The sequence below is a fragment of the Nitrincola schmidtii genome, from assembly GCF_008973715.1.
GTDB classification, from domain to species: Bacteria; Pseudomonadota; Gammaproteobacteria; order Pseudomonadales; family Balneatricaceae; genus Nitrincola; species Nitrincola schmidtii.
Genome location: NZ_WBOL01000005.1, coordinates 1 through 25,123, shown reverse-complemented (window position 1 = coordinate 25,123; position 25,123 = coordinate 1). Strand labels below are relative to the sequence as shown.

Below are 25,123 nucleotides of genomic sequence, written 5' to 3'. Positions count from 1 at the left end.
ATTTGTGCTAATTTTGATCACAAGCTTATTGATGGGTTGCCTATCCCAATCCTCCAGTGATCGTCCTTTTCGCATTAAAAATTTGGCTAAGAGCGATGTGGATTTAGTCGCAGATGCCCATGTTGAAATCACCACAGAGTTACTTAAAGAATTGACCACTAAACTCTACCATCGCAACCCACGTGAGTTAAGCAAAGCGCCAGCTGGCACCACCATCGAGATGCGTTTGCAGCAGATCTTTGATTCACCAAGACAATTAAGCCATTCAGAAGTTTATTATCGATACGGTGTTGATGCGATTCCTCTAGCCTTTGATGAAACATTTCAAGGAGATAGAGTATTTGCTTTTATGATAGGCGTCGCTGGAATGATCCACGCTTCTTACGAATACCGTGATGAATTTTTTATGTTGAATGATCTAAATCAACAACGCCTGTACAACAGTGCTAGAAATATAGAGATCATCGTTTGGCGATTAAGTAATCGTAAAGACAGCCGTGGCCAACTCTTCCTGCTCAGTAATGGCGTAACAGACAGAGGCGTACAAAACTTAAGCTTTGAACGCCTCTTTGGTAAACTGATTGCACATCAAGATATGATGGCAAGAATCGTATCGGATAAAAATAACCGCAGTATTAACAAAGTTGTTATCAGTGTCGCAACGGCAACACTGTTTCCGATCTAAACTAATTTACCTGTTAATTCAAATTCTTAGTTAATACGTATCTCTTCAATTTTGTGGTTTTCGTTCAATCTTAATACTAAATCCGCTTGATCAGGCATCTGCTCTAACATGGCTCGTGTCAGTCGCTCGTAGTGCTGTATAAACCTTACGATTTGCTGTTCATTCATGATGCGCAAATGATCGCTAGGCTGCTTGGTATCGTGAATATACAGCATACGTTCAGCTAGCTTTTTTTCTTGCAGTGATCGCCACTCAAAAACAGCCTGCATACTCGGCACTTGCAGCATGAGTAACAGATCTAAACGAGCAAACAACTCTGCATATTTCTCTTTAAGTTGTTGATTTGCGTATTGACGCCAAACACCTTCTGGGTCTTCGACTCTCTCAAGTTCATTCACAGGCTCGATCAAGGCCTCGTCCAACTGAGGGTTTGCACCTACGCACCAACCTTCGAAAACAATCACATCAGGTCTACCAACCCATTCTTGCCAAGTATGCTCAGGGCAGCGATCATCGATCGATTTATCAAAGATCGGAATCGACGTAACGCTGTGCTGATCAGCCTTAAGCAATGAATCAATGATATCAATCCCCAGCTCAATATCATGAGTTCCAGGCACGCCACGTGTGAGTAATAAGGGATGTATTTGCTCTGCTAGCTTTGCTCGATCCGCACGTGTCTTATACAGATCATCGATTGAGAAACCGACAACATTTAAGCCAAAACCTTCGGTTAGGGTAACCTCAAGCAAGTTAAACAGGGTCGATTTACCCGCTCCCTGCGCTCCGTTAATACCTAATACCAGAGGCTGCTGCTTTTGATTTTGATGCTGGGCTATCCATGCTCCCATCGGGACATAGATCTGCTCTACCATTTCTTTAAAGCCTATATCCACCTGCAGATTTTCCAGAGCAGAGCTAAACGCAGCAGCAACTGCTGACACAGCTGTTTGACGCTCAGTTTCAGTTAAGCACAAGTGGGAGGAAGGCCAGCTAGCAAGCACACTCATCGTCGAATCCTTAAAACATATCTATTTAAAGACAATTGTATTCCGGTTTTTCTGGAACTTGTCATAACCACTAGTATACTTAGGTCGACTGAGATTAAGGAACTGGATTATGAAAGCTTATCGCACTGAAAAAGATACCTTGGGTGAAATTCGCGTTCCTGAAAAGGCTCTTTATGGTGCTCAAACACAACGTGCTGTTGAAAACTTTACCCTAAGTGATCTTAGGATGCCGAAAAGTTTCATTATCGCGTTGGCTCAGATTAAGTCTGCAGCAGCACAAACGAATGCTGAACTCGGTATGCTCAACACAGCACAAGCGAATGCCATTATCAGTGCTGCCCAACAAATACAGAGCCACTATGAAAGCGATGCATTTCCAGTAGATGTATTTCAGACAGGCTCTGGCACCAGTACGAATATGAATATCAATGAGGTGCTAGCTTCCCTTGTCAAACAACAAACAGGTATGGAATTACACCCTAATGATCATATCAACCTGAGTCAAAGTTCGAACGATGTTATTCCCACCGCAATTCATTTAAGTGCATTACACCAATTAGATACCCAGTTACTTCCTGCTTTACAACATCTCCACACTTGCTGCACCCGAAAGGCGGCTGAAGTATCAGAAGTTATTAAAACAGGTAGAACACACCTGATGGATGCCGTTCCCATGCGCATGGAAGATGAGATAATGGCTTGGGGTGTGCAGATCAAGCAAGCCAAAAAGCGCATTGAGTTTATTCGTCCTGAATTGATGAAACTTCCCCAGGGTGGCACAGCGATAGGTTCAGGCTTAAATGCTCCAAAGGGCTTTTCTCGGCGCTTTTGTACTCATCTCAGCAACATGACCACTTATCATGTCTCTTCGCCCGAGAGTGCTTTCGCCGCCCAAGCTAGTCAAGATACCGCTTTGGCGCTGTCTGCTGAAATAAAAACAACCGCAACCGCTTTGTTAAAAATTGCTGAAGATTTACGCTGGATGAACTCTGGTCCTTATGCAGGTATTGGCGAGATCACCCTTCCTGTTCTTCAGCCAGGATCATCCATCATGCCTGGCAAGGTGAATCCAGTGATACCTGAAGCGGTCATTATGGCAGTGGCTCAAATAACAGGAAATGACGCAAGCATCACCTTCTGTGCTCAACGGGGTAACTTCCAATTGAACACAGCCCTGCCCTTAATCGCTTACAACCTATTACAAAGCCTTCAATTACTTGCGAATGCTGCAACATCCTTAGCAGATAAAGCCATTGCAGGATTTACCGTTAATGAACAACGGATCCATGATGCACTACTCAAAAATCCTATTTTGGTAACCGCACTCAATCCCTTAATTGGCTATGATGCTGCCGCGGCAATTGCCAAAGAAGCCTATGCCAGCGGTCGAATTCTTATTGATGTTGCCGTAGAAATGACCGATATACCCAGAGAGCAGCTTGAAGAACTCATGAATCCGGCTCACATGGCACAGCCGTACTAGCCATGACACCTATCATTTAACCACAACAGAATTTGGCTGAACTCGCTGCATTGGGTATACTGCTTGCCCTATTTGGCAGAGGTCAAACCCTGAATCTATCAGGGGTTATTACAGGATACCGGCATGAACAACGATCTAAACAAGCTGCACCCTTACCCATTTGAAAAGCTTGCTGAACTCACGCGAGATATCAAACCTGCTGAACATCTTAATGCGATATCACTCGGTATCGGAGAGCCAAAACATGCCTCTCCTGCCCTGGTCGTCGATGCCGTTCGCAACAATCTTGCTGGATTATCTAACTATCCGACCACGAAAGGCATCCTGACGTTACGTCAAGCCATAGCAGATTGGGCAACACGCCGTTTTGACCTGAAAGTCGGAAGTCTAGATCCTGAGCAACACCTATTGCCTGTGAATGGAACACGAGAAGCTATTTTTGCGTTTACTCAAGCACTGGTGAACCGTTCTGACGATGCCCTAGTCGTATCGCCTAACCCTTTCTATCAAATTTATGAAGGCGCTGCCTACCTGGCCGGTGCAACACCTTACTACCTAAATTGCACTGAAGAAAATGGCTTTATCCCTGACTACGATGCCGTACCTTCAGAAGTTTGGGAAAAATGTCAGTTACTTTTTATCTGTTCGCCAGGCAACCCTACGGGAGCTGTTCACGACGCCGCAACCATCCAAAAGTTGATTGCCTTAGCCGATCAATATGACTTTGTGCTTGCCAGTGATGAATGTTATTCCGAGATTTATTTAGACGAATCTAAACCACCGGTTGGTTTGCTGGAAGTCTGCGCCTCGATAGGTCGTCATGATTATCACAACTGTGTCGTGTTCCATAGCTTGTCGAAGCGTTCCAACCTACCTGGAATGCGTTCAGGCTTTATCGCAGGAGATGCGAAACTTATCCAGCCTTTCCTGAAATACCGCACCTATCACGGTTGCTCTATGCCGGTTCAACACCAGATTGCATCCACCGCTGCATGGCAAGATGAAGCACATGTTCTGGAAAATCGCGATCTCTATCGAGAGAAGTTTGCGGCGGTCAGCGAGATTTTATCACCGGTCATGCAGATTAACTTACCCGAAGCCAGTTTCTACCTTTGGGCCAAAACTCCGATTGATGATGAAGCCTTTACACGCGGCCTGTTAGCGCAACAAAACCTTACGGTTTTACCCGGTCGTTATCTGGCACGAGAAGTGGCTGGAGAACAGCCAGGAGCAGGCTATATCCGCATGGCCTTAGTGGCTACCGTAGAAGAATGTGTTGAAGCCGCTCAGCGTATTCGCACCTATATTGAATCTCTTTAATCAGGTTACTAAGCAGCATGTTAACACTTTACGGTATCAGTAATTGCGACACCGTTCGTAAAGCAAAAAAATGGCTGGATGCACATCAGGTTGACTATCGTTTTCATGACTTTCGCAAAGATGGTCTGACTGCGGCAGATATTGAAAGTTGGCAATCGCAGTTAGGATTAGAAAAGCTAATCAACAAGCGTGGCACGACGTGGCGCCAATTATCGAACGCAGAACGTGAAATGGCAGAAAATCCTAACTCTCAAGCAACTGAACTGCTTTTGCAGTATCCTGCCCTTATCAAGCGCCCCCTATTAGAAGGTTCTTTACCAGAAGGATCTTCCATTTGCGAGGTGGGCTTCAACGAAACACTTTACAACGATTTAATTAACGGAGTCACCCATGAGTAATTTTGCATTTGGTTTAGGTATTGGCACTCGCTCTGCAGCAGGTCAATGGTTAGAGGTCTACTACCACGCTCCGTTAATGAATGCTCCTGAAAATCTTATTCAGGCCATTGCTAAAGAGGTGGGATATGAAGGTGGAAATCGCACTATTGAATTAGCGGAAAACCAGCTTAAAGCACTTGAAGTGGCGTTTTTGTCAGTCGATGCTGAAGACCAAGCGGAACTGACTGAAATTCTTGAAGGCACACCGCAACCATTGGTACTGTGCATTTTAGAAAATGATGCACAACCTGAAACCACGGCTGAAGTTTACTTAAAACTTAGTTTGCTGTCGCATCGCTTAGCTAAGCCACATGGCCTTAACTTGAACGGCATGTTTGGTTTACTGCCGAATATCGCTTGGACTTCAGAAGGTGCCATTGCCGTAAACGAACTGGCTAAGCGCCAGCTATTGGCTCGTGCTCAAGGGCGCATTTTAGAAGTTTATAGCGTCGATAAATTCCCGAAAATGGCAAATTATGCCGTACCCGAAGGTATTCGTATTGGCGATGCGTCACGCATTCGTTTAGGCGCTTATGTAGGTGAAGGCACTACTGTTATGCATGAAGGCTTCATCAACTTCAATGCCGGCACTCTGGGTGTCAGCATGGTAGAAGGCCGTATCTCGGCAGGTGTTGTGGTTGGCAATGGCTCTGACCTAGGTGGTGGTTGCTCTACCATGGGTACGCTCTCCGGTGGTAATAATGTGGTCATCTCTGTTGGTGAAAACTGCTTGATCGGCGCTAATGCTGGACTAGGCTTGCCATTAGGCGATCGCTGCACCATTGAAGCAGGTCTGTATGTCACTGGCAGCTCTAAAGTCACCCTGCTGGATGAAAACAAAACGGTGTCGGTGGTTAAAGCTGGAGAACTGGCAGGTAAGTCTGACTTACTTTTCCGTCGCAACTCGCAAACCGGTCAGATTGAAGTGAAAACCAATCAGTCAGCCATTGAACTCAATGCTGAATTGCATAAGCACAACTGATCACAAATTTGATTTAACACTAGGAATCGTCAATGTCATCTGAGTCTGCCACGCTCACGCTTGCTAAAGAATTGATCAGCCGCCCTTCGGTTACACCTGAAGACGCAGGCTGCCAAGATTATCTTGGTGAAAGATTAACAGCAGTCGGTTTTACACTAGAGCCGATGCCCTTTGAAGAGGTCACCAATCTTTGGGCAAGACGTGGCACGGAAGGCCCTTTATTCTGCTTTGCAGGCCATACCGATGTGGTGCCTTCTGGACCAGAAGAGCGTTGGCGTTTCCCTCCGTTTGAACCGACGGAAGTCGATGGATTTCTGTGGGGACGTGGAGCTGCAGATATGAAAGGCAGTATCGCTGCCTTCATTACCGCACTTGAGCGTTTTATAGAAAAACACCCAGATCATCAGGGCTCTATTTCCCTACTGATAACTAGCGATGAAGAAGGTCCTTTTATCAACGGTACCACTCGGGTCGTGGATACACTGGAAGCACGCAATGAGAAAATCACTTGGTGCATCGTCGGTGAACCTTCCAGTACAGATCAGGTGGGCGATGTCATTAAAAATGGTCGGCGCGGATCGATCAGTGGTTCTTTGACGATTAAAGGAAAGCAAGGACACGTTGCTTATCCTCATTTGGTTCGCAACCCCATTCACTTAGCAGCGCCAGCCTTAGCTGAGCTTTCTCAAGAAGTATGGGATGAGGGTAACGAATTTTTTCCACCCACAAGTTTTCAAATTTCGAACATTCATGCAGGAACCGGTGCAACCAATGTGGTTCCAGGTGAGCTAAAGGTTGAATTCAACCTGCGCTTCTCGACTGAAATTACCGACACCGAGATACGTGAACGTGTGGCCGCCATACTCGATCGTCATCAACTGGATTGGCATATTGACTGGACACTTTCAGGTCAAGCATTTTTAACCGCAGCTGGCTCATTGGTAGATGCTTGCAACGATGCGATTAAACAGGTCACTGGCTTAGAAACAGAACTATCGACGGCTGGTGGTACCTCAGATGGACGATTTATAGCGCCTACTGGCGCGCAGGTCGTTGAACTCGGTCCGATTAATGCCACCATCCATCAAATAGATGAACGGGTTAGTATCGCTGATTTAGATAAGCTTTCTGAAATCTATGAGCAGATTTTAATTAAACTGCTAGCATCATGATGCCATCGGCTACACTACCACCGCTGCGCTGCCCAGTTTGCAGTGCAGCCTTACTACCTGACAATCTCAGCGAAGCCAAACAACTCGTTTGTGAATCGGGTCATAGCTTTGATCGCGCTCGACAAGGCTATTGGAACCTGCTGCTAGCGCAACGAAAGCGTAGCAAAGCACCTGGCGATAACGAAGCGATGGTGCAAGCTCGCCACAACTTTTTATCACAGGGACATTATCAACCCATTGCCACTGCGATTCAGGAATGCTTAGCTGGTTTGGTTGCGGAAAAATTAGCCGACAAAGTAGCGCACTCAAAACCTGCTCTCGTGTTAGATCTCGGCTGTGGTGAAGGGTATTACACGCAACAGATCCATCAAGCACTAACATCGGTATCAAAAGATTCCCAATGTGTCGGATTAGATATTTCCAAACCTGCCATACTGCATGCTAGCAAGCAACATAAACAGATGACTTGGCTAGTCGCGACAGGTGCAGATATACCCTTGATGCCTGAATCAGTCGATATTGCGACTCTTATTTTTGCTCGACTCTTGCCAGAACCTACTGTTCAAGTAATCAAGCCTGGTGGTTACTTTTTAGTAGTCTGGCCGGGGCCGGATCACCTTCGCGAATTGCGCGAGCAGATATATACTGAGGTTAGAGATTCAGACCTGAGCCCTGATTCACAATTGCAGGCGCTATTTGAACCTATCAGTACGCAAACACTCCATTTTCGCTTCTCATTAAGTCAGGGTGATGCTATTGATAACCTGTTGATGATGACACCGCATGGCCAACGTTTAAGCCAAACAGGGCGAGAAAAGCTGATTTCACTGCAACAACTGGATATACAGGCAGATATTCGACTTAGCCTTTACCGCAAACGCTAATAATGATGAAATCTAAGCTGCAACGACTGCGCACTGTTTTACATAAACGAGCCGACAATCCTAGACAGAACTTCATCTGGCTAGTCACTGGCTTTACGATATTTATGTTAGGTCTGATGGCCATTAGCATCGCGCAGTTTGCCATGATGGACTCGATGACTGCAGAGATAATTGCACTGCTGGGGTTAATCCTGATGATCATGGGTGGAGTATTAGCTCTGATCGGCTATCTCAGCCTGAGTATTTTAAGAATTTTTCGTTTTTTGGATTCCGACGATGACAAGACACCCTGATATTGAGATTTATATCAAAAACACCTCTGTAGAAAAGATTACAGCCTGGCTTTCACAACGACTGGATAAAATACACGCGTTAGGCAATAAAGGCTTATTGCATCACTTTACAGGTGAATATCAACAACACACTTTCGAGGTAATTATCCACGAGCGTGCGTTAGGTAAAGGCTGGTTGAGTGTCTGGTTTCAGTCAGACCAAACCCCTTGGGAAGTTGACTTAGACTGTGCTCGTGAAGCCTCTATTGAACTCAATGCACAAGTTCGCTGCATCGCTTCAGGCTGGCAAGAGGGAGATGATCCTGATGAATGGTGGAAAGTTGAACAGGGACAAGAAGAAAAGATTCAGTGGGCAACAGATTAATTTAAGCGACCGCTTGAAAGCCTTCTCGTGCAGCCGTTATTTGCTCTAGCATTTGACCGCCTAAGGAGGCTAAAGAGAGTTGCGCGAAACGATCATTACGAATGGGGCGATCGATCGGAGTTTCAGCTTTAACCTTTAGGTAGCTGACCAGATAGGCAAACTCACCACGCTGCTGCTCAGTAACAGAATGGTTAAGTCGCTTAACCAGATCGGTATTAAACAAGCTATCAGGATTAATGTACTCTAACTTCGCAGGAAGCTTAAACTCCCCACCACTCTGATTCGGCTGAGCGGCGCCCGTAGGACCTTTTTCATAGGTAGATGCAATTAGGCTAAGCAACATACCAAACTCTGCACTACTGGGCGCACGCACAGCCTGAGGCAGGCCAGAGGTATATCCCTCTACCCTACGTAACATCAGATCAGTGTTTGTTTGATCGACAGCCATACGCTACTCCACTAGTATCATAAACTTAGCGGCCAATGTCAGATAAACTTTAGTTGTTTATTTTTCCAATCTATTATCATGACACTTTCTTATTCTTTGTTTTTTGGAACCTAACGACCTCATGAAACGCAAACTCATTACACGAGCAGGATATAACAACTTAAAGCAAGAGTTTGACACCCTATGGAAAGAAGAACGTCCAGAAGTCACGCGCAAAGTGACCTGGGCCGCTAGCCTTGGTGATCGATCGGAAAATGCGGATTACCAATACAACAAAAAAAGATTGCGTGAAATCGATCGTCGCGTTCGTTACCTGCTAAAAACGCTAGAAGAAATAGAAATCGTCGACTACTCGCCTCAACAGGAAGGAAAGGCATTTTTTGGTGCATGGGTCACTGTCGAAAATGATGATGGCGAACAGCGGCGTTTTCGCATTGCGGGCTATGATGAGATTTTTGACCGTAAAGACTATATATCGATTGAATCGCCCATGGCGAGAGCACTTTTGAAAAAAGAAGTTGACGATGAAGCTTGGGTTGAAACACCCACAGGAAAAGTGTGCTGGACTATTCTGTCTATAGAATATGAGAATACACAGGATTAATTGAGGTATAAATGGTGGGTCGTATAGGATTCGAACCTATGACCAATTGGTTAAAAGCCAACTGCTCTACCAACTGAGCTAACGACCCAAGATGGCGAATATGAGTGGTGGGTCGTATAGGATTCGAACCTATGACCAATTGGTTAAAAGCCAACTGCTCTACCAACTGAGCTAACGACCCGCTCATTTGCCTAGCGCTTGTTAAGTTGTTGGCTCCCCGAGCTGGACTCGAACCAGCGACCAATAGATTAACAGTCTACTGCTCTACCAACTGAGCTATCAGGGAACATTTTAACAACTAACGCTTCACACATTTCATCCTTTGGCGGAGGGACAGGGATTCGAACCCTGGGAGCCTCTCGACTCGTCGGTTTTCAAGACCGGTGCTTTCGACCACTCAGCCATCCCTCCAAAGGATGAGCGCAAATTTTACAGTCTTAGCCGAACATGTCAACAGTTAATTGAAAAACTTACTAAAACAATCGCGAAAAAGTTTATTTACGATAGAGATCCGTGTACTCCGCACTGCGCCGATACTCGCCTGGCGTCATTCCTGTCCATTTTTTAAAGGATCTAAAAAAAGCAGAGGGTTCATCAAATCCCATCAAACCTGCCACATCATTGATCGATAATTGTGGTGAGTTCATATAGTTCACTGCAGCGGCTTTACGCTCATCATCCTTTATTTTTTGATACGAGGTTCCCTCCTCCAATAAACGACGCCTAAGTGTCGATACTGACATGTGCAACGCTCTGGCGACTTCATCCGCAGAAGGCATCTCACGACTAAAATCTTTACCCAGCATGGAGATCACTCTAGCCTTTAAGCTCTTGTCATCATCCACCATCACAATCAACTGATAGGGTGCGGTTTTTAAGAACCCTCTTAAAGACTCTTCATTTTGCGCTAAGGGCTGATCTAAAAACTGTGCTGGAAAAACGATCGCATCTTCATGTTGATTGAATTTAACTTCCGACTGAAACAGTTTGATGTACTGATCAGCGTCTCCATGATGTGCATGTCTAAAATAAGCGGCTTTCAACTCTAATCGCCGACCGATAAGCCAACTCATAAAGTGATGCCACATGGATAAAGAGGTACGAATCTGGAGTGGTGACTCTTGATCCATTAAGGCCCTAAACTCAGATTCATCAAGCACTTCTGTCGGTGCAAACGAGACTTTTGCATAACGGCCTCGGCGTATCAGAATCGGTTTCACCATAGATCCACGGCAGATTTCGTAGAAGTCACTGCAGCGTCTTAGGGCGCGCTCTAAGGTGCTGCAGTGAATAATGGCGTGGCACATCATGCGAAATGTTCCATTAGGAACACGGCCGCCGCTGAGCATCCCAAAGGACTCATCTTGTGCAATCCACATGATATGCTGATACAACAAGCCAAACTTGAAGGCTGGAATGGCGTTATGTTCGTCTAACTCAGACTGTGAAATATCAATATGGCGAAGCAGATCCTCTATATCGAACCCCTGAGATTCAGCCATCGACAACAAATGGCGCACATATCCGGTTGGCACCGTGATGGTTTTCTCCACTGTTTCCTCCTGTGGGTTTCAGAAATCAGCATAGATTTGATCCAGCGCACTAAAATGTCAGCCGGATTGAACTCTAATGTTATTGTTCGCTTGTCCAATTTACATAAGACTGGCAAAGAGTAAAGTTCCAATCTAAGCTGCGTATTAGGTAATGTTAATACCTCTAAACAACAGCCTAGCTTAATAATAAACCTCAGTAAGACAATAATAACAAGGTGGATTGAACGAAATGGCAACTAATCATTCGTATCTCACGCGAAACATACCCCAGCGCCGTCCCAAATTAACTCCTGTTTTTCTGACCTCATTGCTTGCCGCAGGTTTCACTGCACATGTACAAGCCGTGGAGTTTGAGCTTGGCGAAATACAAGGACGCTTCCAATCTAACATTTCTATTGGTACCAGTATCCGACTGGATAACCCGGATAGATCGCTGATATCTCAGCCCAATAGCGGCAGCAGTGCTGGATCTGGTAGTTACGATGATGGCACACAAAACTTCAAAAAAGGGAAACCCTTTTCGACGGTTGTTAAAGGTGTTCATGATCTAGAGCTAAGTTATGAAAATGTTGGTTTCTTTGGTCGTGGTAAGTACTGGTACGACTACGAACTAGAAAAAGGGAATCGCCCCCATGGTCATATCCCTAACGGTTATGCACCTAATACTCGCTTGAATGATAGCGGATTTAACGACTTCGCTAAATTTAGTGGTATTGAATTACTGGATGCTTATTTCTACGGTGGTTTTGACCTTGGCACCATGCCACTTGATATCCGCGTGGGTCGTCAAGTGATTAACTGGGGTGAAAGTACCTTTATCCAAGGCGGTATCAACTCCTTTAACCCTGTTGACGTGACCGCTTTCCGTCGTCCAGGTGCAGAACTTAAAGAAGGTTTGCTACCCTTCGGCAGTGTATTCGCTTCACTTGGTTTAACTGATAACTTGACGGTCGAAGGCTTTTATCAATACAAGTGGGAACCAACGGTTGTTGATGGGTGTGGTACTTATTTTTCGACAAATGATTTTACCTCTCAAGGCTGTGATGGGATTCGAGTCTTTACTGAACTCGGACAACCCTTAATTGATTTGACAGTTAACGATCAGGATTATTTAAATCTTGCCTCTGGAGGTCAATGGGCAGTTAACGGAATTAACCCTATTGTTGAACGAAACATCAATGGTCGACGTGAAGGTTCCGATGATAATCAATTTGGACTAGGATTTAGATACTTCGCTGAGAATTTAAACAATACTGAATTTGGTCTCTATTTTGCTAGATACAACAGTAGGTTACCCTTAATCAGCGGCATCAACACGAACGCAAATCCAAGTAATACTCGCATATTCATCCCTGGTGTAGGACTTGCAGACCAAGCAACAGTTACAGGGTTGGTTGGCGCAGGAATATTACCACCTGAAACATTAGCTCTTTTCCCCTTAATATCAGCTTTTGATTCAGAATACTTTGTTGACTATCCCGATAACATCAAAATGGCTGGCTTAAGCTTCAGTACTAATATTGGTGATATTGCCTGGTCTGGTGAAATTAGCCATAAAAAAAATGTACCAATTCAAGTCAATGGACCTCTTTTAGTATCTGCGATTCTTAGACAAAATCCCTTACTGGGAGGTTCGGGTAATGCAGGTGCTGATCAACTAGTTGCCAATGCTGGCCCAGGAGGAGTCATAAGAGGATATGGTACCTTTGACGTCACACAAACTCAGACTACATTTATTAAATTCTTTGATAATGTTCTAGGTGCGAGCCGTCTGACCACTATAGGTGAGCTTGGCTGGACACATGTTCACGGTCTAGATGAAAGCGCAAACGCACTTAAGTTTGGACGCTCCGGTATATTTGGGTATCAACCAGGCGACACCAGCGGTTTCGTTACCAAAAACTCATACGGTTATGTCCTACGTGGAGCACTGGAATATCCCAACGCCTTCGCCGGAGTCACATTGATCCCTGAACTGAACTTCCGTCATGGCGTAAAAGGTAATGGACCTGAACCAGGCGCTGCTTTCCGTGAGAATGAAAAATCGGTCAATATCGGTCTGACTGCAGACTATATGAATCGTTATCGTTTTGGCGCGTCTTACACCACTTTCTTTGGTGGCTCTTTCAATGCTGAAAAAGACCGCGACTATATTTCACTGAATGCATCAATCGCCTTCTAAGGTTGGAGAATAATAATGATACAAATGAGTCTTCCGAAGAAACTTCTCTGTACGGCGCTGCTGCTAACCCTCGCTGGTGGCGCGCAGGCAAATCCTGACCGACTAGGTCAGGATTTAACACCCGTAGGCGCTGAGCGTGCTGGTAATGCTGCTGGCACTATTCCTGAATGGACCGGTGGCATTTCACAAAGTGATGATCGTTACACCAACCCCTTTGCTGGCGAGCAACCGCTGTTTGTGATTACCGCCGCCAATTATCAGGAGCACCGCGAGCAATTAACCGATGGGCAGGTGGCAATGTTCCAGCGCTACCCGGATACCTTCCGCATGCCGGTTTATACCACTCATCGTACCGCAGCCTTACCTCAGCATATCTATGATGCAGGCAAAGAGAATGCAAGAAATGCACGTCTAACCGAAGACGGTAACGGCCTGTTGAATCTTAAAGAAGCCCTAGCCTTCCCTATTCCAGAAAATGGCTTACAAGTCATTTGGAACCACATGACACGCTATCGTGGTGGCGCACTGGAAAGGACCTTCGTACAAGTTCCTGTTCAAGCCAACGGCACTTTCACTCCTGTGCGCATCAATGAGAAGCTCTCTTGGCCTAGCTACTTATTGGACGCTAACAGTGGTGAAGAGCGCCATGACAATATTCTCTTCTACTTCGTTCAAGAGGTGACTGCGCCAGCACGTTTAACCGGTACTATCCTGCTGGTTCATGAAACCATGAACCAAGTCCAGCAGCCACGTCAGGCTTGGACTTACAATTCCGGTCAGCGTCGTGTTCGTCTAGCACCTAACATCGCTTACGATGCTCCAGGCACGGCGACAGATGGTATGCGTACAACGGATAACCTTGATATGTTCAATGGTGCGCCGGATCGTTATAACTGGGAGTTAGTTGGCAAAAAAGAGATCTACATCCCTTATAACAGCTGGAAACTGGCTGACCGTAACCTATCCTATAGCGATATTATTCAAGCAGGTCACTTAAATCCTGACTTGACTCGCTATGAGCTGCATCGTGTCTGGAAAGTCGAAGCAACACTGAAAGACGGTCAACGTCATGTTTACGCTAAACGTACCTTTTATATAGATGAAGATACCTGGCAGATTGCTACGGTTGATCACTATGACGGTCGTGGCGAACTTTGGCGTGTAGGCGAAATGCATAAAGTCATGTCACGAGACGTTCTTGTTCCTGGCTCTGCTGCTGAAACCTTCTATGATCTTCAGTCAGGACGTTACTTAGTAGGTGGTTTAACCAATGAAGAGAGAGTGGGTTACGACTTTACTCAACGCTTCAACTTCCGTGACTTTACGCCACAAGCGATTCGTCGTGCAGGTCGATAAGTATTAATACTGATTCACCTAACTCAAGACAAAAAAATGCCCGCTAACTGCGGGCATTTTTTTAACTAAAACTTTTAATTAGACTGTTACATGCTTGCTAGTTGAATAGCATCTAATGGTCTTCTTGCTGTCCAATAATTTCGTTTCCAGTAAGGATTATCCATTTTCGAAATTATCACACCGCGACTGGTTGAAGCATGAAGAAACTCACCATGACCTAAATAAATACCCACATGCTGGGTTCTACCGGTTTTAAAGAAAACTAAATCTAATGGCTCTAACGCTTGACGCTGAACGGGAACACCTAAAGATACTTGTTCAGATGTCGTGCGAGGTAATTTGACATCGAAGGCTTCGGTGAAAATGGTTTGTACAAAGCCAGAACAGTCGATCCCTGATTTGTCACTTCCGCCCAATCGGTAGGGGGTTCCGGCCCATACTTCGTACTTTTCCTCAAGCACTAAACGAATGTCGTTTTGAGCTGGAGCAGTAATCGGTTGAGGTATGGCTACCAAAGGCTGAGTAGCGTGACGACCCGTTGAAAAACAACCCGTTAACAACAATGATAAAGAAACAAGTAAGATAATTCGCATAAGCATCAGATTAGTATAAAAAATAATCGTCAAAATTAACCCATATCTACATCAATCACAAGTGATTTTTATCACTCTGATCGTGTATATTCTGATTTATCAGAGTGACAACATGCATTTATCCGACAGAAGAACAAATTTCTGGTAGGATAAACGTAATTTTTAGCAGGAGATTTAGCTTAAGTGTTTACTGACATCCAACTGAACGAGCGACTACAAAAGGCGCTTGACGCTCAGGGCATCACAACGCCGACACCCGTGCAAGCAGCAACCCTAGCGCCCGCACTGGCAGGCAAAGATTTAATGATTAGTGCCGTGACAGGAAGTGGTAAAACTTACGCTTTTCTTTTGCCTATGCTTCAACGTTTTATCGACACTCCAGCGCCTAAATCAGGTACTCGAGCACTGATTCTAGTGCCAACACGTGAACTGGCTGAACAAGTTAGCAAAAGCTGTGATCAACTAGCGGCTTTCACTCACATTAAATCCTCTAGTGTCTTTGGTGGCGTAGGTTTCAAAGAACAGGCTGCGCGCTTAAGAAAGAATCCCGAAATTCTTGTCGCCACCCCAGGCCGCTTAATTGAACATCTGGAAAAGCGTACCGTTGATCTGAGTGATCTAGAAGTGCTTGTGCTGGACGAAGCCGATCGAATGCTGGATATGGGTTTTAGTGATGATGTTCTTAAAATTGCGGCAGAGTGCCGTGCAGAACGTCAAACGCTACTCTTTTCAGCAACACTGGATACCGGTGAAATTGGTCATTTAACTAAACAGGTAATGAAAGAGCCTGAGTCCTTGCTTCTCAGTGATGCAAAAACACAGGTCAAGGCCATTTCGCAGCAAATCATTCTTGCTGATGATCTAAAGCACAAAGAACGCTTACTGGACAAATTACTAAGCGATACGCCCTTTGATCGAGCGCTAATTTTTACTAATACACGAGCTGCTGCTGACCAATTAGGCAATATTCTTCGTTATCACAAACACCGTACCGCCGTGTTGCATGGAGATATGGATCAGCCGCAACGCCGCCTGGTGCTGCAACGCTTTAGAGATAAATCCGTCAGTATATTGGTCGCAACCGATGTAGCGGCACGCGGCTTAGATATTGAAGGTGTGGATTTAGTCGTCAACTTCATGATGGCACGCAGCGGCGATGACTATGTGCATCGTATCGGAAGAACCGGGCGTGCTGGACAAGCAGGTACGGCTGTTTCTTTTATTTCTGCGGCAGAATGGAACTTGATGTGCAGCATCGAGCGCTACCTTAGAGTCAAGTTTGAACGAAAACAGATCGCAGGATTAGAAGGTAGCTTCAAAGGCCCTACCCACACCAAGTCATCGGGTAAATCAGTTGGGAAGAAAAAGCGCCTTGATTCGAAGAAGAAAGAACCCGAAAAACCTAAGGTTAAAAAACGTTTAAGAGACCAAAAAGCGATTGGCAAACGCCGACAACCACAAGCTGCTGCAAACGCCACAGTCGATCATGGTTTCGCGCCCTTTAAGAAAAAAACCACAGAATAAAGGCTGCGAAGTAAGGCACTTGATCTTAACGGTAAACATGTACGTAGATTAGCAAAACCTAAGACAATGTGACCGTTATGCAAATTAATGCAAACTTTGAAAAACCTGTTTTTATTTTACCCTCCCACTATGACTGGGTTGAATCAACTCAGTCAGGTGTCACACGAATGATGCTAGATCGCATTGGAGCGGAAAAAGCTCGTGCCACTAGCCTTGTTCACTACCAAAAAAAAGCTAGTTTTCCTGCTCATGCTCACCCTGGCGGAGAGGAAATTTTCGTTTTATCGGGTACCTTTTCTGATGAAAGCGGCGATTATCCCAAAGGCTATTACCTTCGCAACCCTGTTGGTTCTTCTCATACTCCTAAGAGCCATGAAGGTACGCTTATTTTTGTTAAGCTTTGGCAAATGGACGCTCAGGATGATGTCTTTATCACGGTAAACACTGAGGATGAAACGAACTGGAAAATCGAGAATGGCAAACGGATCTGCTCACTTTATGATGGATTCAATGAAAAAGTGTATCTACAGTGTCTTGAACTTGATGAGCAGCTTATCAGCTCAAACAAAGCTACAGAAATTCTAGTATTAGCAGGCGAACTAACAATTTCGGAGTTAAGGTCATCAAGGCTTATTGACAGTTGCGGTGTAGAAAGCAAGGTCTTTCCTAAAGGCAGCTGGATGCGCTTACCCGAAAACTTTTCTATTGAGCTCATCGCACTTCAGCCTGACACCCGTGTTTTTATCAAAGAAGGATCGTTTAAGAACACCCTGTTTGAGTTAACTCCATGAAGCGAGTTAAGACCGTTATTGTAGGAGCAGGTCTGAGCGGTATTTATGCGGGATACTTGCTGACAAAAAAGGGGGATGATGATTTCATCATTCTTGAAGCTCGAGATCGAATCGGCGGTCGCATTGAAACCTTCAATAACAGCTTCGATTTAGGCCCCACTTGGTTTTGGCCTGAGATGCAACCTGCCCTTTCAAGATTAATAGACACACTCGATCTAGAGACATTTGATCAATATGACACGGGGAATATGCTGTTTGAGATAGATCCTCACATCCCCCCCAGAAGAACAAATGGATATCACTCATCTCCTCAGTCGAAACGATTTATAGGTGGAGTTAGTCAACTGGTTTCAACCTTAGCTAACCAGATCACGCCTGACAAAATCCTGCTGAACAGCTTGGCTAACAGTATCGCAATAGATGATTGCCAAATCATCGTTAGCTGCGAATCCACTAACAACCAACAGCATTCACTCATTTCAGCAGAACAGGTTTTGTTAGCTTTGCCACCGCGACTTGTAATCGACACATTAAAATTTTCACCCGCTTTACCGCAAGAGCTTTCTAACCAATGGCATCAAACTGGTACATGGATGGCTTCTCATGCGAAGTATGTAGCTATCTATGATCAACCCTTTTGGCGAGAATCAGGCCTATCGGGTAGCGCACAAAGTCGAATCGGCCCGATGGTTGAAATACATGATGCCAGTATGCCAGAAGAAAAAGCAGCCCTATTTGGCTTTATTGGCCTCGATGCAAAAACACGAAAAACACTAGGCAAAGATCAACTCACTGATCTTTGTCGTGATCAGCTAGTGAGATTATTTGGAGATGACGCAAAGCAAATTAAAGCAGATTTTCTTAAAGACTGGTCTCAGGAAGCCCTTACTGCAACCCCAGCAGATTTAAATCCATCGCACGCACATAGCCCAGCACCATCATTTATGGTTCATCAAGGTGATTGGAAGGATCGTCTTTTGGGTATAGGAAGTGAGTGGTCTAACCAATTTCCTGGCTATTTAGCCGGCTCAATTGATGCGGTCGAAAAGTCTCTGATACGATCCTCAACTGATCAAAAAAGAAAGGCACCTGACGCTGGGTGAAACGTCAGATGCCAAAAGTACAGTTCTATGCTGTAGAGGCAGTCTACCTCGACACATCGCTTTTTTTATTTGATCTAAATCAAAGAACCTTTGCATAGATGATTATTTTCACAATTAATACTTTCGCCTAACGCATAATGCTGCGGTTTTCCTCTAAAATGGGTTAAGAGATGAGGAGAACAATAATCTATGACAACCGCCTATATCACCCACGAAGATTGCCTGTTGCACAATATGGGACCCGATCATCCCGAGAGCCCTGTTCGTCTGCAAGCTATTCGTAAGGTACTAGAAAGAACCGGCTTAATGGATCACATGGATCAATTAACCGCTGTTCCTGTGACTCCCGAGCAGATTCAATTGGCACACGCCAAACTTCACCTTAAGAAACTAGAGATGAAAGTACCTAGCGAAGGTGTTGTCTATACGGATGAGGATACAGCCCTTTGCCCTCACTCGTTAGAAGCTGCACAACTGGCTGCTGGTGGTGTGATTTTAGCCACGAACCGAGTGTTATCAGGTAAAGCGACCAATGCGTTTTGTGCGGTTCGACCACCCGGACATCACGCTGAATATAACTTACCTATGGGTTTTTGTTTTTTTAACAACGTTGCCATCGGTGCTTGCCACGCGTTACTTCAACAAGGCATCGAACGTGTAGCGGTACTCGATTTTGATGTTCACCACTGCAATGGCACGGTGGATATTTTTAAAGATCGTCCAGAGGTTTTGGTTTGCTCAACCTTCCAACACCCCTATTATCCAGAGCGCTATACGACAATTGAACGCCCTAATATTGTCAATTGCCCAATACCTGCCTACTCAGAAAATACTGTTTTTCGTGAAGCGATTGAGAAACATTGGATACCCGCATTAGAAGCTCATAAGCCCGATATGATTTTCATATCAGCTGGCTTTGATGCACATAAAGAAGATCCAATGGCAGACTTAAATCTAGATGAAGAAGATTATCGCTGGGTCACACAGCAGATTATGCAGGTGGCGAATAACCACAGCAAAGGTCGTATCGTGTCAGTACTTGAGGGCGGCTATAACCCAGTTGCGTTAGCCTTCAGCGTTCAAGCACATCTTGAGGTACTGGCAGGATTTTAAACGCCTCACCTCATCTCTACAAAAAATATCGAAAAAATAAGAGGGCTCATGAGGCCCTCTTATTTTTTGCAGATTTAGCGTCCATATATTTTATCAGGCAGCCAAGTCACTATCTCAGGGAAGATAATTAATAGCGCTATCACCGATACCTGAAGAACCACGAATGGTAAAGCGCCTTGATAGATATGCCGAGTCGTAATTGCATCGGGTGCAACACCCCTTAAATAAAAGAGGGCAAATCCAAAAGGTGGTGTTAAGAAACTAGTTTGCAGGTTAACCGCTACCATGACACCTAACCAGATAGGATCTACATCCATCATTAACAAGATGGGCGCCGTAATCGGAATCACCAAGAAAATGATTTCAAAGGTATCCAGAATAAATCCGAGTAAGAACATCAGTAGCATTACGAAAATAATCGCGCCTACTTTTCCACCCGGCAGACTGTTTAAGAAGTCACTGACAAGCTCTTCTCCACCCATCATTCGGAACACCAGTGAAAACACAGACGCACCGATCAAAATGATGAAAATCATCGTCGTGGTGTTGGCTGTCGCAAACATAACTTGACGTAAATTAGAGAAGGTCAATTTCCGACGAATGGCGGCTAAAAACATCGCACCCACAGCACCAACTGAAGCGGATTCTGTCGGCGTAGCAACACCACCTAAAATAGATCCCAAAACAGCAATGATCAGTAATAATGGTGGTATTAAGGTGAAGAAGACATCATGCAGTAAACGCTTACGTTCATCTTCAGTCACTTCTAGCGCAGGACAGGTTTCGGGCTGAGTCACCGCTTTGTAAATCATAAAGAGCATGTACACAAAAACTAAAATCAAACCCGGTATAAATGCACCAGCAAACAGGTCACCTACCGATACGGGTGTCGGTGCAAAGTTACCTTTTGCCATTTGCACCTGCTGATTGACCCCTGCCAACATATCACCCATGAAAATGAGAACGGTTGATGGAGGAATAATTTGCCCCAACGTCCCTGATGCACAGATAACACCTGTAGCCAACTTAGGGTCATAGCCGGCACGAAGCATTGCTGGCAAGGATAATAAACCCATGGTAACCACAGTCGCACCGACGATGCCGGTAGATGCCGCCAAGAGCGCGCCCACGACAATAACGGATAAGCCTAGACCACCTCGAAGCTTCCCAAACAAACGACCCATGGTGATCAGTAGCTGCTCAGCGATACCTGATCGTTCCAGCATCATGCCCATAAATATGAAAAGCGGAACGGCTACCAACACTTCATTTAGCATGACACCCATGTAACGAGGCGCTAAGCTTGAGAAGTTAGATAGATCAAACACGCCTAACATATAACCGACGGTTGCAAAAATGACTGACGTTCCGGCTAAGGAAAATGCCACAGGAAAGCCCATCATCAGAACGCCGATGATGGTAAAAAACATCAACAAGGAGAGTAATTCGCCTAATAACACTGGATCCATGATCAACCCCCTACCTTGTAACGATAGTTTTCAGGAACCAGCTCTTCATTTTTAGTCAGTATCAGAATACTGCGCATCACCATGGCAACAGCTTGTAAAGCAATGACTACCACAAAGACCAAGAGGAATGATTTGACTACATATAACCCTGGCATTCCGCCAAAGTTGGCCGAGCCTTCCATAAACCGCCAGGAACGCTGTACATAAGGCAGGCTATAAGTGGTTAAAATATAGAGAAAAGGCGCTACAAAAAGGATACAACCAATGAGATCAACCCAAGCTTTGCGTCGAATACTGGCGGGGCGGTAAAAAACGTCGACTCGTACATGGCCGTTTTGAAACAGAGTAAAGCCTGCTATCCCCATAAACATCATGCCGTTCAACCAAACGTATAGATCTTGCATCCACACAAACCCAGTTGAGAAAAAATAGCGCAGCACGACGACCGTAAAACAAACTAACACTATCCCCAGAGAAAACCAGGAGAAAAAGTGACCCAGTATAATATTGATTCGACAAATAAGCCGAACTAGCAATGAGAGCAATTGCATAAGACCTCTCTCTATTTCATGTTTTTGTTTTTATATCAATCGATAGGTGAAAATCATGGTCATGATTAGCCCTACCACTATGACAAATCGTTTAACCCAAATAACAGGCAGACGCCTCGACAATGCAGCACCTTGATAACCTCCAAGGGTTGCTGCCAGCATCATCATCATACCTTCAAACCAAATAATTTTACCCGCAACTGCAAATGCAGCAACCGATATAAAGGACAGTACAAAAGACAGACTGTTCTTCAGTCCATTCATCAGGTTTAAGTTACTCATGCCTGCCGCTGCAAACAGCGCTAACAGCATAATACCCAAACCACCGTTAAAATAACCACCATAGATTGCTACCAAGAATAATCCTGGCAACAAAGGTAAAGGTAGCCCGCTTTTCCTAACTTTTGCCATAATTTTAGGGCCAAGTGCAAACATCGCAGTAGCGAACAACAGCAATAGAGGAACAACAAAGGCAAATACAGAAGCAGGTGTCACTAAGAGCAGCAAAGCACCCGCTAAACCACCCGCTAGAGCAACAGCTGACAATATAAGGTGACGCTGAATACTTAGCTCACGTAACTCTTGACGAAATCCAAGCGCACCCCCCGCATAACCGGGTAAAACGGCAACCGCACTGGTTGCATTCGACACAATTGGGGGATATCCCGCCCACACAAGTGCAGGAAAGGTTAAAAAACTTCCTCCTCCAGCAACAGCATTGAGCACACCTGCTAAATAGCCGGCCAGCAACAATACAGTCCACTCGATCATGCGAAAGCTCCAACTTCTATTAATCAATGAAAATCTGATAAAGTCGGGCGTTTATACCGATATCGATTGCAATGGTCAAATAGATTCCCAAAAAACTGGTCATACCATCTTGAAACAGCCGTCAATAAAGGTTCAAATGCTCTAATATATAACGATAAAGATAAATTAATGCGATTAAAACCTGATCATCTCGCTTTCTTACTCTTGGGTATGACCACTCTGTTTTGGGGTGGAAATTTCGTTGTTGGTAAAGCCGTTTCTGCTGAAATCCCCCCGATTGCTCTGGCATGGTGGCGATGGGTTTTTGCGCTGATCGTGATCCTTCCTTTTACCCTGCCATTGCTATGGTCGATACGCCAAACCATCCTAAAGCACTGGAAGTATCTACTATTAGTATCAATATTGGGTGTGACTAACTTTAACACCTTTGTTTATTTAGGCCTGCAAACCTCAACAGCAACAGATGCTGTGCTACTGTTATCTGCCACACCGGTAATCATCCTGATCTTTTCAAGGCTATTGTTCGCAGTTCCGATCAGTGTTCAGCAACTTATCGGTATAGCTATTTCGTTGATGGGCGTCTTAATCATCATCTCAGGTGGCGTACCTTCTAAGTTGGGTACTGTTTTACAAGGTGCTGCGAGTAGTCTTTGGATTATTGCAGCGGTTGTTAGCTGGTCACTTTATTCCGTGTTACTCAAAAAACGTAGTAATGATATTAACGGACAAGCATTTTTCGCCATCACCTGTCTACTTGGCTGGTTCGTCATTACGCCTTTTTACCTGCATGAACACTGGATAACTGAGCAAACTATGCCTTGGAACCTCAATTCAGTGCTTAGCATTATCTATGTGGGTCTGTTTGCATCAGTGTTTGCTTTTTTATTCTGGAATCGCGGTGTCGAGATTCTTGGAGCGAATCGTGCCGGAAACTTTATTCATCTTATTCCAGTATGGGCTCTTTTATTAGCCAGTCTAACCTTGGGTGAACGTATGTATTGGTTCCATTGGTTAGGCATCGCCTTTATCTTTTCAGGCATTGGTTTAGCCAGTTATAAAGGCCGTTTTCAGAAACCATTAGTAAAGAGTGGCTAGACGTAAAACCATCATAAACAAATCGTTGCTTTCAAACAGAGAGTCGCTATTCTTAGTGTATTCATCTGAATAAAACTGTGTAAAACAATAACTCTAACGGAGATTTAGCATGAAACGTCGTAATTTTATTAAAGGTGCCGCCATCGGTGCTGGTGTTGCTGCTACCACTATTGCTGCCCCAGCAATAGCGCAACGACGCATCACATGGCGCATGGTTACCACATGGCCACGTAACTTCCCTGGCTTAGGAACAGGCGCACAACGTCTTGCTGACCGCATTACAGCAATGTCTGAAGGTCGCTTAACGGTACAAGTCTTTTCTGCTGGCGAACTCGTACCAGCACTTGGAACATTTGATGCGGTTATCGAAGGCTCCGCCGAAATGAGCCACGGTGCTGCATACTACTGGCAGAACAAAAGCCAAGCGACCTCTTTCTTTACCGGTGTCCCTTACGGTATGACCTCACGTGAACTCGCGGCGTGGATGCGCTATATGGGTGGTCAAGAGATTTGGGATGAGGTCTATGACCAATTTGGTGTTAAAGGCTTCCTATCCGGTGATACAGGTACGCAAGCAGGTGGATGGTTCCGTAAAGAACTAACAGGCCTAAGTGATATTCAAGGTCTTCGCTTCCGTACACCGGGTCTAGGTGGACAAGTATGGCAACGCATGGGCGCGACAGTGGTCAACATGGCGGGTGGTGAAATCTATGCCGCTTTGCAATCAGGTGCGCTAGATGCGGCTGAGTTTGTCGGTCCATACAACGACCTAGCTTTGGGTTTCCACCAAATCTGTAAAGATTACTACTTCCCAAGCTTCATTGAGCCAGGTCTTGCCACAGAACTGGTTGTGAACAAAGAAAAATTTGCTGCTCTACCCGCTGATCTTCAAGCGATCGTTGAGTCTGCATGCCAAGCGGAATACGACCAAGTCGCTTCTGAGTTCTATGCAAATGACCCGATCGCCCTGAAAACACTGGTTGAACAGCATGGTGTTCGTGTTCGTCAGTTCCCTGATGAAATATTAGAAGCCGGCGCTAAAGTATCGATGGAACTCTTAACTGAGATCCGCGAAGGTGGCGACGCATTAACTAAGAAGACTGCGGAAAGCTTTGTCAGTGCGTTAAACATTCTACGTACGCGTACTGAGAATACTGACCAAGCCTTCTTGGCAGCGCGCGCTAAGTACTTCAAGCTTGATTAATCAGTTCTAAATCGAGTAGGGTGAGGAGTTACCTCCTCATCCCTCTCACAGAACCGTGCGTACGGGCCTCGTACACGGCTCATGCTACCCACTATCCCAATTCAGGGACTAAGATACCCGTCCTTACCTTCGATAT

General features: G+C 45.1%; 25 protein-coding genes and 4 tRNA genes. 18 read left to right on the top strand and 11 right to left on the bottom strand.

Annotation, left to right across the window (positions count from 1 at the left end; translation table 11 throughout):
• The first annotated feature begins 4 nt into the window (after nucleotides 1–4).
• Complete coding sequence (locus F7R24_RS05715; RefSeq protein WP_240776004.1) at nucleotides 5–685, top strand: hypothetical protein; 681 nt, start codon at nucleotides 5–7, stop codon at nucleotides 683–685.
• Nucleotides 686–711: 26 nt separating this feature from the next.
• Here F7R24_RS05715 and F7R24_RS05710 read toward each other — a convergent pair whose 3' ends face one another.
• Entirely contained in the window at nucleotides 712–1,695 is a 984-nt protein-coding gene (locus tag F7R24_RS05710) for a hypothetical protein (protein ID WP_151670292.1), read from the bottom strand.
• 109 nt (nucleotides 1,696–1,804) lie between these two features.
• Here F7R24_RS05710 and F7R24_RS05705 point away from each other — a divergent pair, with 109 nt between their 5' ends.
• The 8 genes from F7R24_RS05705 (at nucleotide 1,805) to F7R24_RS05670 (ending at nucleotide 8,630) form a co-directional block, all read left to right on the top strand.
• Nucleotides 1,805–3,178, top strand: coding sequence for a class II fumarate hydratase (locus F7R24_RS05705; RefSeq protein ID WP_151670291.1), 1,374 nt, complete (start codon nucleotides 1,805–1,807; stop codon nucleotides 3,176–3,178).
• A 123-nt stretch (nucleotides 3,179–3,301) separates the two neighbouring features.
• On the top strand, nucleotides 3,302–4,498 hold the full coding sequence (gene dapC / locus F7R24_RS05700) for a succinyldiaminopimelate transaminase (RefSeq protein ID WP_151670290.1): 1,197 nt from the start codon (nucleotides 3,302–3,304) through the stop codon (nucleotides 4,496–4,498).
• Nucleotides 4,499–4,515: 17 nt separating this feature from the next.
• Nucleotides 4,516–4,896: an ArsC family reductase gene (locus F7R24_RS05695; protein ID WP_151670289.1), complete on the top strand. Its 381-nt coding sequence runs from the start codon at nucleotides 4,516–4,518 to the stop codon at nucleotides 4,894–4,896.
• Entirely contained in the window at nucleotides 4,889–5,917 is a 1,029-nt protein-coding gene (gene dapD, locus F7R24_RS05690) for a 2,3,4,5-tetrahydropyridine-2,6-dicarboxylate N-succinyltransferase (RefSeq protein WP_151670288.1), read from the top strand. The genes F7R24_RS05695 and dapD overlap by 8 nt, the downstream gene beginning before the upstream one ends.
• Before the next feature lie 32 nt (nucleotides 5,918–5,949).
• On the top strand, nucleotides 5,950–7,089 hold the full coding sequence (dapE, locus tag F7R24_RS05685) for a succinyl-diaminopimelate desuccinylase (RefSeq protein ID WP_151670287.1): 1,140 nt from the start codon (nucleotides 5,950–5,952) through the stop codon (nucleotides 7,087–7,089).
• On the top strand, nucleotides 7,086–7,973 hold the full coding sequence (locus F7R24_RS05680; RefSeq protein ID WP_240776003.1) for a putative RNA methyltransferase: 888 nt from the start codon (nucleotides 7,086–7,088) through the stop codon (nucleotides 7,971–7,973). The genes dapE and F7R24_RS05680 overlap by 4 nt, the downstream gene beginning before the upstream one ends.
• Before the next feature lie 2 nt (nucleotides 7,974–7,975).
• A complete protein-coding gene (locus F7R24_RS05675) occupies nucleotides 7,976–8,266 on the top strand; it encodes a hypothetical protein (protein ID WP_151670286.1) in 291 nt (96 codons plus the stop codon).
• Complete coding sequence (locus F7R24_RS05670) at nucleotides 8,250–8,630, top strand: hypothetical protein (protein ID WP_151670285.1); 381 nt, start codon at nucleotides 8,250–8,252, stop codon at nucleotides 8,628–8,630. The genes F7R24_RS05675 and F7R24_RS05670 overlap by 17 nt, the downstream gene beginning before the upstream one ends.
• Before the next feature lies 1 nt (nucleotide 8,631).
• Here F7R24_RS05670 and F7R24_RS05665 read toward each other — a convergent pair whose 3' ends face one another.
• Complete coding sequence (locus tag F7R24_RS05665; protein ID WP_151670284.1) at nucleotides 8,632–9,078, bottom strand: hypothetical protein; 447 nt, start codon at nucleotides 9,076–9,078, stop codon at nucleotides 8,632–8,634.
• A 121-nt stretch (nucleotides 9,079–9,199) separates the two neighbouring features.
• Here F7R24_RS05665 and greB point away from each other — a divergent pair, with 121 nt between their 5' ends.
• On the top strand, nucleotides 9,200–9,682 hold the full coding sequence (gene greB, locus F7R24_RS05660) for a transcription elongation factor GreB (protein WP_151670283.1): 483 nt from the start codon (nucleotides 9,200–9,202) through the stop codon (nucleotides 9,680–9,682).
• A 12-nt stretch (nucleotides 9,683–9,694) separates the two neighbouring features.
• Here the strand turns inward: greB and F7R24_RS05655 are convergent.
• From F7R24_RS05655 to F7R24_RS05635, 5 genes are all read right to left on the bottom strand, one after another.
• Nucleotides 9,695–9,770, bottom strand: a tRNA-Lys gene (locus tag F7R24_RS05655).
• Between the two features lie 17 nt (nucleotides 9,771–9,787).
• Nucleotides 9,788–9,863 (bottom strand) — tRNA-Lys (locus tag F7R24_RS05650).
• Nucleotides 9,864–9,892: 29 nt separating this feature from the next.
• A tRNA-Asn gene (locus F7R24_RS05645) sits at nucleotides 9,893–9,968 on the bottom strand.
• Between the two features lie 37 nt (nucleotides 9,969–10,005).
• A tRNA-Ser gene (locus tag F7R24_RS05640) sits at nucleotides 10,006–10,093 on the bottom strand.
• Nucleotides 10,094–10,176: 83 nt separating this feature from the next.
• A complete protein-coding gene (locus F7R24_RS05635) occupies nucleotides 10,177–11,235 on the bottom strand; it encodes an AraC family transcriptional regulator (RefSeq protein ID WP_240776002.1) in 1,059 nt (352 codons plus the stop codon).
• A gap of 229 nt (nucleotides 11,236–11,464) precedes the next feature.
• On the opposite strand from F7R24_RS05635, the gene F7R24_RS05630 reads away from it, so the two are divergent.
• Both F7R24_RS05630 and F7R24_RS05625 read left to right on the top strand, forming a co-directional pair.
• Nucleotides 11,465–13,417, top strand: coding sequence for a DUF1302 domain-containing protein (locus F7R24_RS05630; RefSeq protein WP_151670282.1), 1,953 nt, complete (start codon nucleotides 11,465–11,467; stop codon nucleotides 13,415–13,417).
• 15 nt (nucleotides 13,418–13,432) lie between these two features.
• On the top strand, nucleotides 13,433–14,773 hold the full coding sequence (locus F7R24_RS05625) for a DUF1329 domain-containing protein (protein ID WP_240776001.1): 1,341 nt from the start codon (nucleotides 13,433–13,435) through the stop codon (nucleotides 14,771–14,773).
• Between the two features lie 86 nt (nucleotides 14,774–14,859).
• Here F7R24_RS05625 and F7R24_RS05620 read toward each other — a convergent pair whose 3' ends face one another.
• On the bottom strand, nucleotides 14,860–15,366 hold the full coding sequence (locus tag F7R24_RS05620) for an NlpC/P60 family protein (RefSeq protein ID WP_206057483.1): 507 nt from the start codon (nucleotides 15,364–15,366) through the stop codon (nucleotides 14,860–14,862).
• 183 nt (nucleotides 15,367–15,549) lie between these two features.
• On the opposite strand from F7R24_RS05620, the gene F7R24_RS05615 reads away from it, so the two are divergent.
• From F7R24_RS05615 to F7R24_RS05600, 4 genes are all read left to right on the top strand, one after another.
• A complete protein-coding gene (locus tag F7R24_RS05615; RefSeq protein WP_151670281.1) occupies nucleotides 15,550–16,890 on the top strand; it encodes a DEAD/DEAH box helicase in 1,341 nt (446 codons plus the stop codon).
• Between the two features lie 77 nt (nucleotides 16,891–16,967).
• Entirely contained in the window at nucleotides 16,968–17,681 is a 714-nt protein-coding gene (locus F7R24_RS05610; protein ID WP_151670280.1) for a cupin domain-containing protein, read from the top strand.
• On the top strand, nucleotides 17,678–18,784 hold the full coding sequence (locus F7R24_RS05605) for a flavin monoamine oxidase family protein (protein ID WP_151670279.1): 1,107 nt from the start codon (nucleotides 17,678–17,680) through the stop codon (nucleotides 18,782–18,784). The genes F7R24_RS05610 and F7R24_RS05605 overlap by 4 nt, the downstream gene beginning before the upstream one ends.
• Before the next feature lie 189 nt (nucleotides 18,785–18,973).
• Entirely contained in the window at nucleotides 18,974–19,897 is a 924-nt protein-coding gene (locus F7R24_RS05600) for a histone deacetylase family protein (RefSeq protein WP_151670278.1), read from the top strand.
• Nucleotides 19,898–19,971: 74 nt separating this feature from the next.
• On the opposite strand, the gene F7R24_RS05595 is transcribed toward F7R24_RS05600, so the two are convergent.
• The 3 genes from F7R24_RS05595 to F7R24_RS05585 are packed head-to-tail and all read right to left on the bottom strand — an operon-like array spanning nucleotide 19,972 to nucleotide 22,688.
• A complete protein-coding gene (locus F7R24_RS05595) occupies nucleotides 19,972–21,366 on the bottom strand; it encodes a TRAP transporter large permease (RefSeq protein WP_151670277.1) in 1,395 nt (464 codons plus the stop codon).
• 2 nt (nucleotides 21,367–21,368) lie between these two features.
• A complete protein-coding gene (locus tag F7R24_RS05590) occupies nucleotides 21,369–21,917 on the bottom strand; it encodes a TRAP transporter small permease subunit (RefSeq protein WP_151670276.1) in 549 nt (182 codons plus the stop codon).
• A 30-nt stretch (nucleotides 21,918–21,947) separates the two neighbouring features.
• The gene (locus F7R24_RS05585) at nucleotides 21,948–22,688 is read right to left on the bottom strand and encodes a sulfite exporter TauE/SafE family protein (RefSeq protein WP_151670275.1); all 741 of its coding nucleotides are present in this window, start codon (nucleotides 22,686–22,688) and stop codon (nucleotides 21,948–21,950) included.
• A gap of 168 nt (nucleotides 22,689–22,856) precedes the next feature.
• On the opposite strand from F7R24_RS05585, the gene F7R24_RS05580 reads away from it, so the two are divergent.
• Nucleotides 22,857–23,783: a DMT family transporter gene (locus F7R24_RS05580; RefSeq protein ID WP_151670274.1), complete on the top strand. Its 927-nt coding sequence runs from the start codon at nucleotides 22,857–22,859 to the stop codon at nucleotides 23,781–23,783.
• Between the two features lie 109 nt (nucleotides 23,784–23,892).
• Nucleotides 23,893–24,987: a TRAP transporter substrate-binding protein gene (locus tag F7R24_RS05575; protein ID WP_151670273.1), complete on the top strand. Its 1,095-nt coding sequence runs from the start codon at nucleotides 23,893–23,895 to the stop codon at nucleotides 24,985–24,987.
• Nucleotides 24,988–25,123 lie beyond the last annotated feature (136 nt).

Excerpts from the sequence above, each read along its gene's own strand:
- F7R24_RS05710 (WP_151670292.1), bottom strand. The coding sequence starts at position 1,695 with ATGAGTGTGCTTGCTAGCTGGCCTTCCTCCCACTTGTGCTTAACTGAA.
- F7R24_RS05705 (WP_151670291.1), top strand. The coding sequence starts at position 1,805 with ATGAAAGCTTATCGCACTGAAAAAGATACCTTGGGTGAAATTCGCGTT.
- dapC (WP_151670290.1), top strand. The coding sequence starts at position 3,302 with ATGAACAACGATCTAAACAAGCTGCACCCTTACCCATTTGAAAAGCTT.
- F7R24_RS05695 (WP_151670289.1), top strand. The coding sequence starts at position 4,516 with ATGTTAACACTTTACGGTATCAGTAATTGCGACACCGTTCGTAAAGCA.
- dapD (WP_151670288.1), top strand. The coding sequence starts at position 4,889 with ATGAGTAATTTTGCATTTGGTTTAGGTATTGGCACTCGCTCTGCAGCA.
- dapE (WP_151670287.1), top strand. The coding sequence starts at position 5,950 with ATGTCATCTGAGTCTGCCACGCTCACGCTTGCTAAAGAATTGATCAGC.
- F7R24_RS05680 (WP_240776003.1), top strand. The coding sequence starts at position 7,086 with ATGATGCCATCGGCTACACTACCACCGCTGCGCTGCCCAGTTTGCAGT.
- F7R24_RS05675 (WP_151670286.1), top strand. The coding sequence starts at position 7,976 with ATGATGAAATCTAAGCTGCAACGACTGCGCACTGTTTTACATAAACGA.
- F7R24_RS05670 (WP_151670285.1), top strand. The coding sequence starts at position 8,250 with ATGACAAGACACCCTGATATTGAGATTTATATCAAAAACACCTCTGTA.
- F7R24_RS05665 (WP_151670284.1), bottom strand. The coding sequence starts at position 9,078 with ATGGCTGTCGATCAAACAAACACTGATCTGATGTTACGTAGGGTAGAG.
- greB (WP_151670283.1), top strand. The coding sequence starts at position 9,200 with ATGAAACGCAAACTCATTACACGAGCAGGATATAACAACTTAAAGCAA.
- F7R24_RS05630 (WP_151670282.1), top strand. The coding sequence starts at position 11,465 with ATGGCAACTAATCATTCGTATCTCACGCGAAACATACCCCAGCGCCGT.
- F7R24_RS05625 (WP_240776001.1), top strand. The coding sequence starts at position 13,433 with ATGATACAAATGAGTCTTCCGAAGAAACTTCTCTGTACGGCGCTGCTG.
- F7R24_RS05620 (WP_206057483.1), bottom strand. The coding sequence starts at position 15,366 with ATGCGAATTATCTTACTTGTTTCTTTATCATTGTTGTTAACGGGTTGT.
- F7R24_RS05610 (WP_151670280.1), top strand. The coding sequence starts at position 16,968 with ATGCAAATTAATGCAAACTTTGAAAAACCTGTTTTTATTTTACCCTCC.
- F7R24_RS05605 (WP_151670279.1), top strand. The coding sequence starts at position 17,678 with ATGAAGCGAGTTAAGACCGTTATTGTAGGAGCAGGTCTGAGCGGTATT.
- F7R24_RS05600 (WP_151670278.1), top strand. The coding sequence starts at position 18,974 with ATGACAACCGCCTATATCACCCACGAAGATTGCCTGTTGCACAATATG.
- F7R24_RS05595 (WP_151670277.1), bottom strand. The coding sequence starts at position 21,366 with ATGGATCCAGTGTTATTAGGCGAATTACTCTCCTTGTTGATGTTTTTT.
- F7R24_RS05590 (WP_151670276.1), bottom strand. The coding sequence starts at position 21,917 with ATGCAATTGCTCTCATTGCTAGTTCGGCTTATTTGTCGAATCAATATT.
- F7R24_RS05585 (WP_151670275.1), bottom strand. The coding sequence starts at position 22,688 with ATGATCGAGTGGACTGTATTGTTGCTGGCCGGCTATTTAGCAGGTGTG.
- F7R24_RS05580 (WP_151670274.1), top strand. The coding sequence starts at position 22,857 with ATGCGATTAAAACCTGATCATCTCGCTTTCTTACTCTTGGGTATGACC.
- F7R24_RS05575 (WP_151670273.1), top strand. The coding sequence starts at position 23,893 with ATGAAACGTCGTAATTTTATTAAAGGTGCCGCCATCGGTGCTGGTGTT.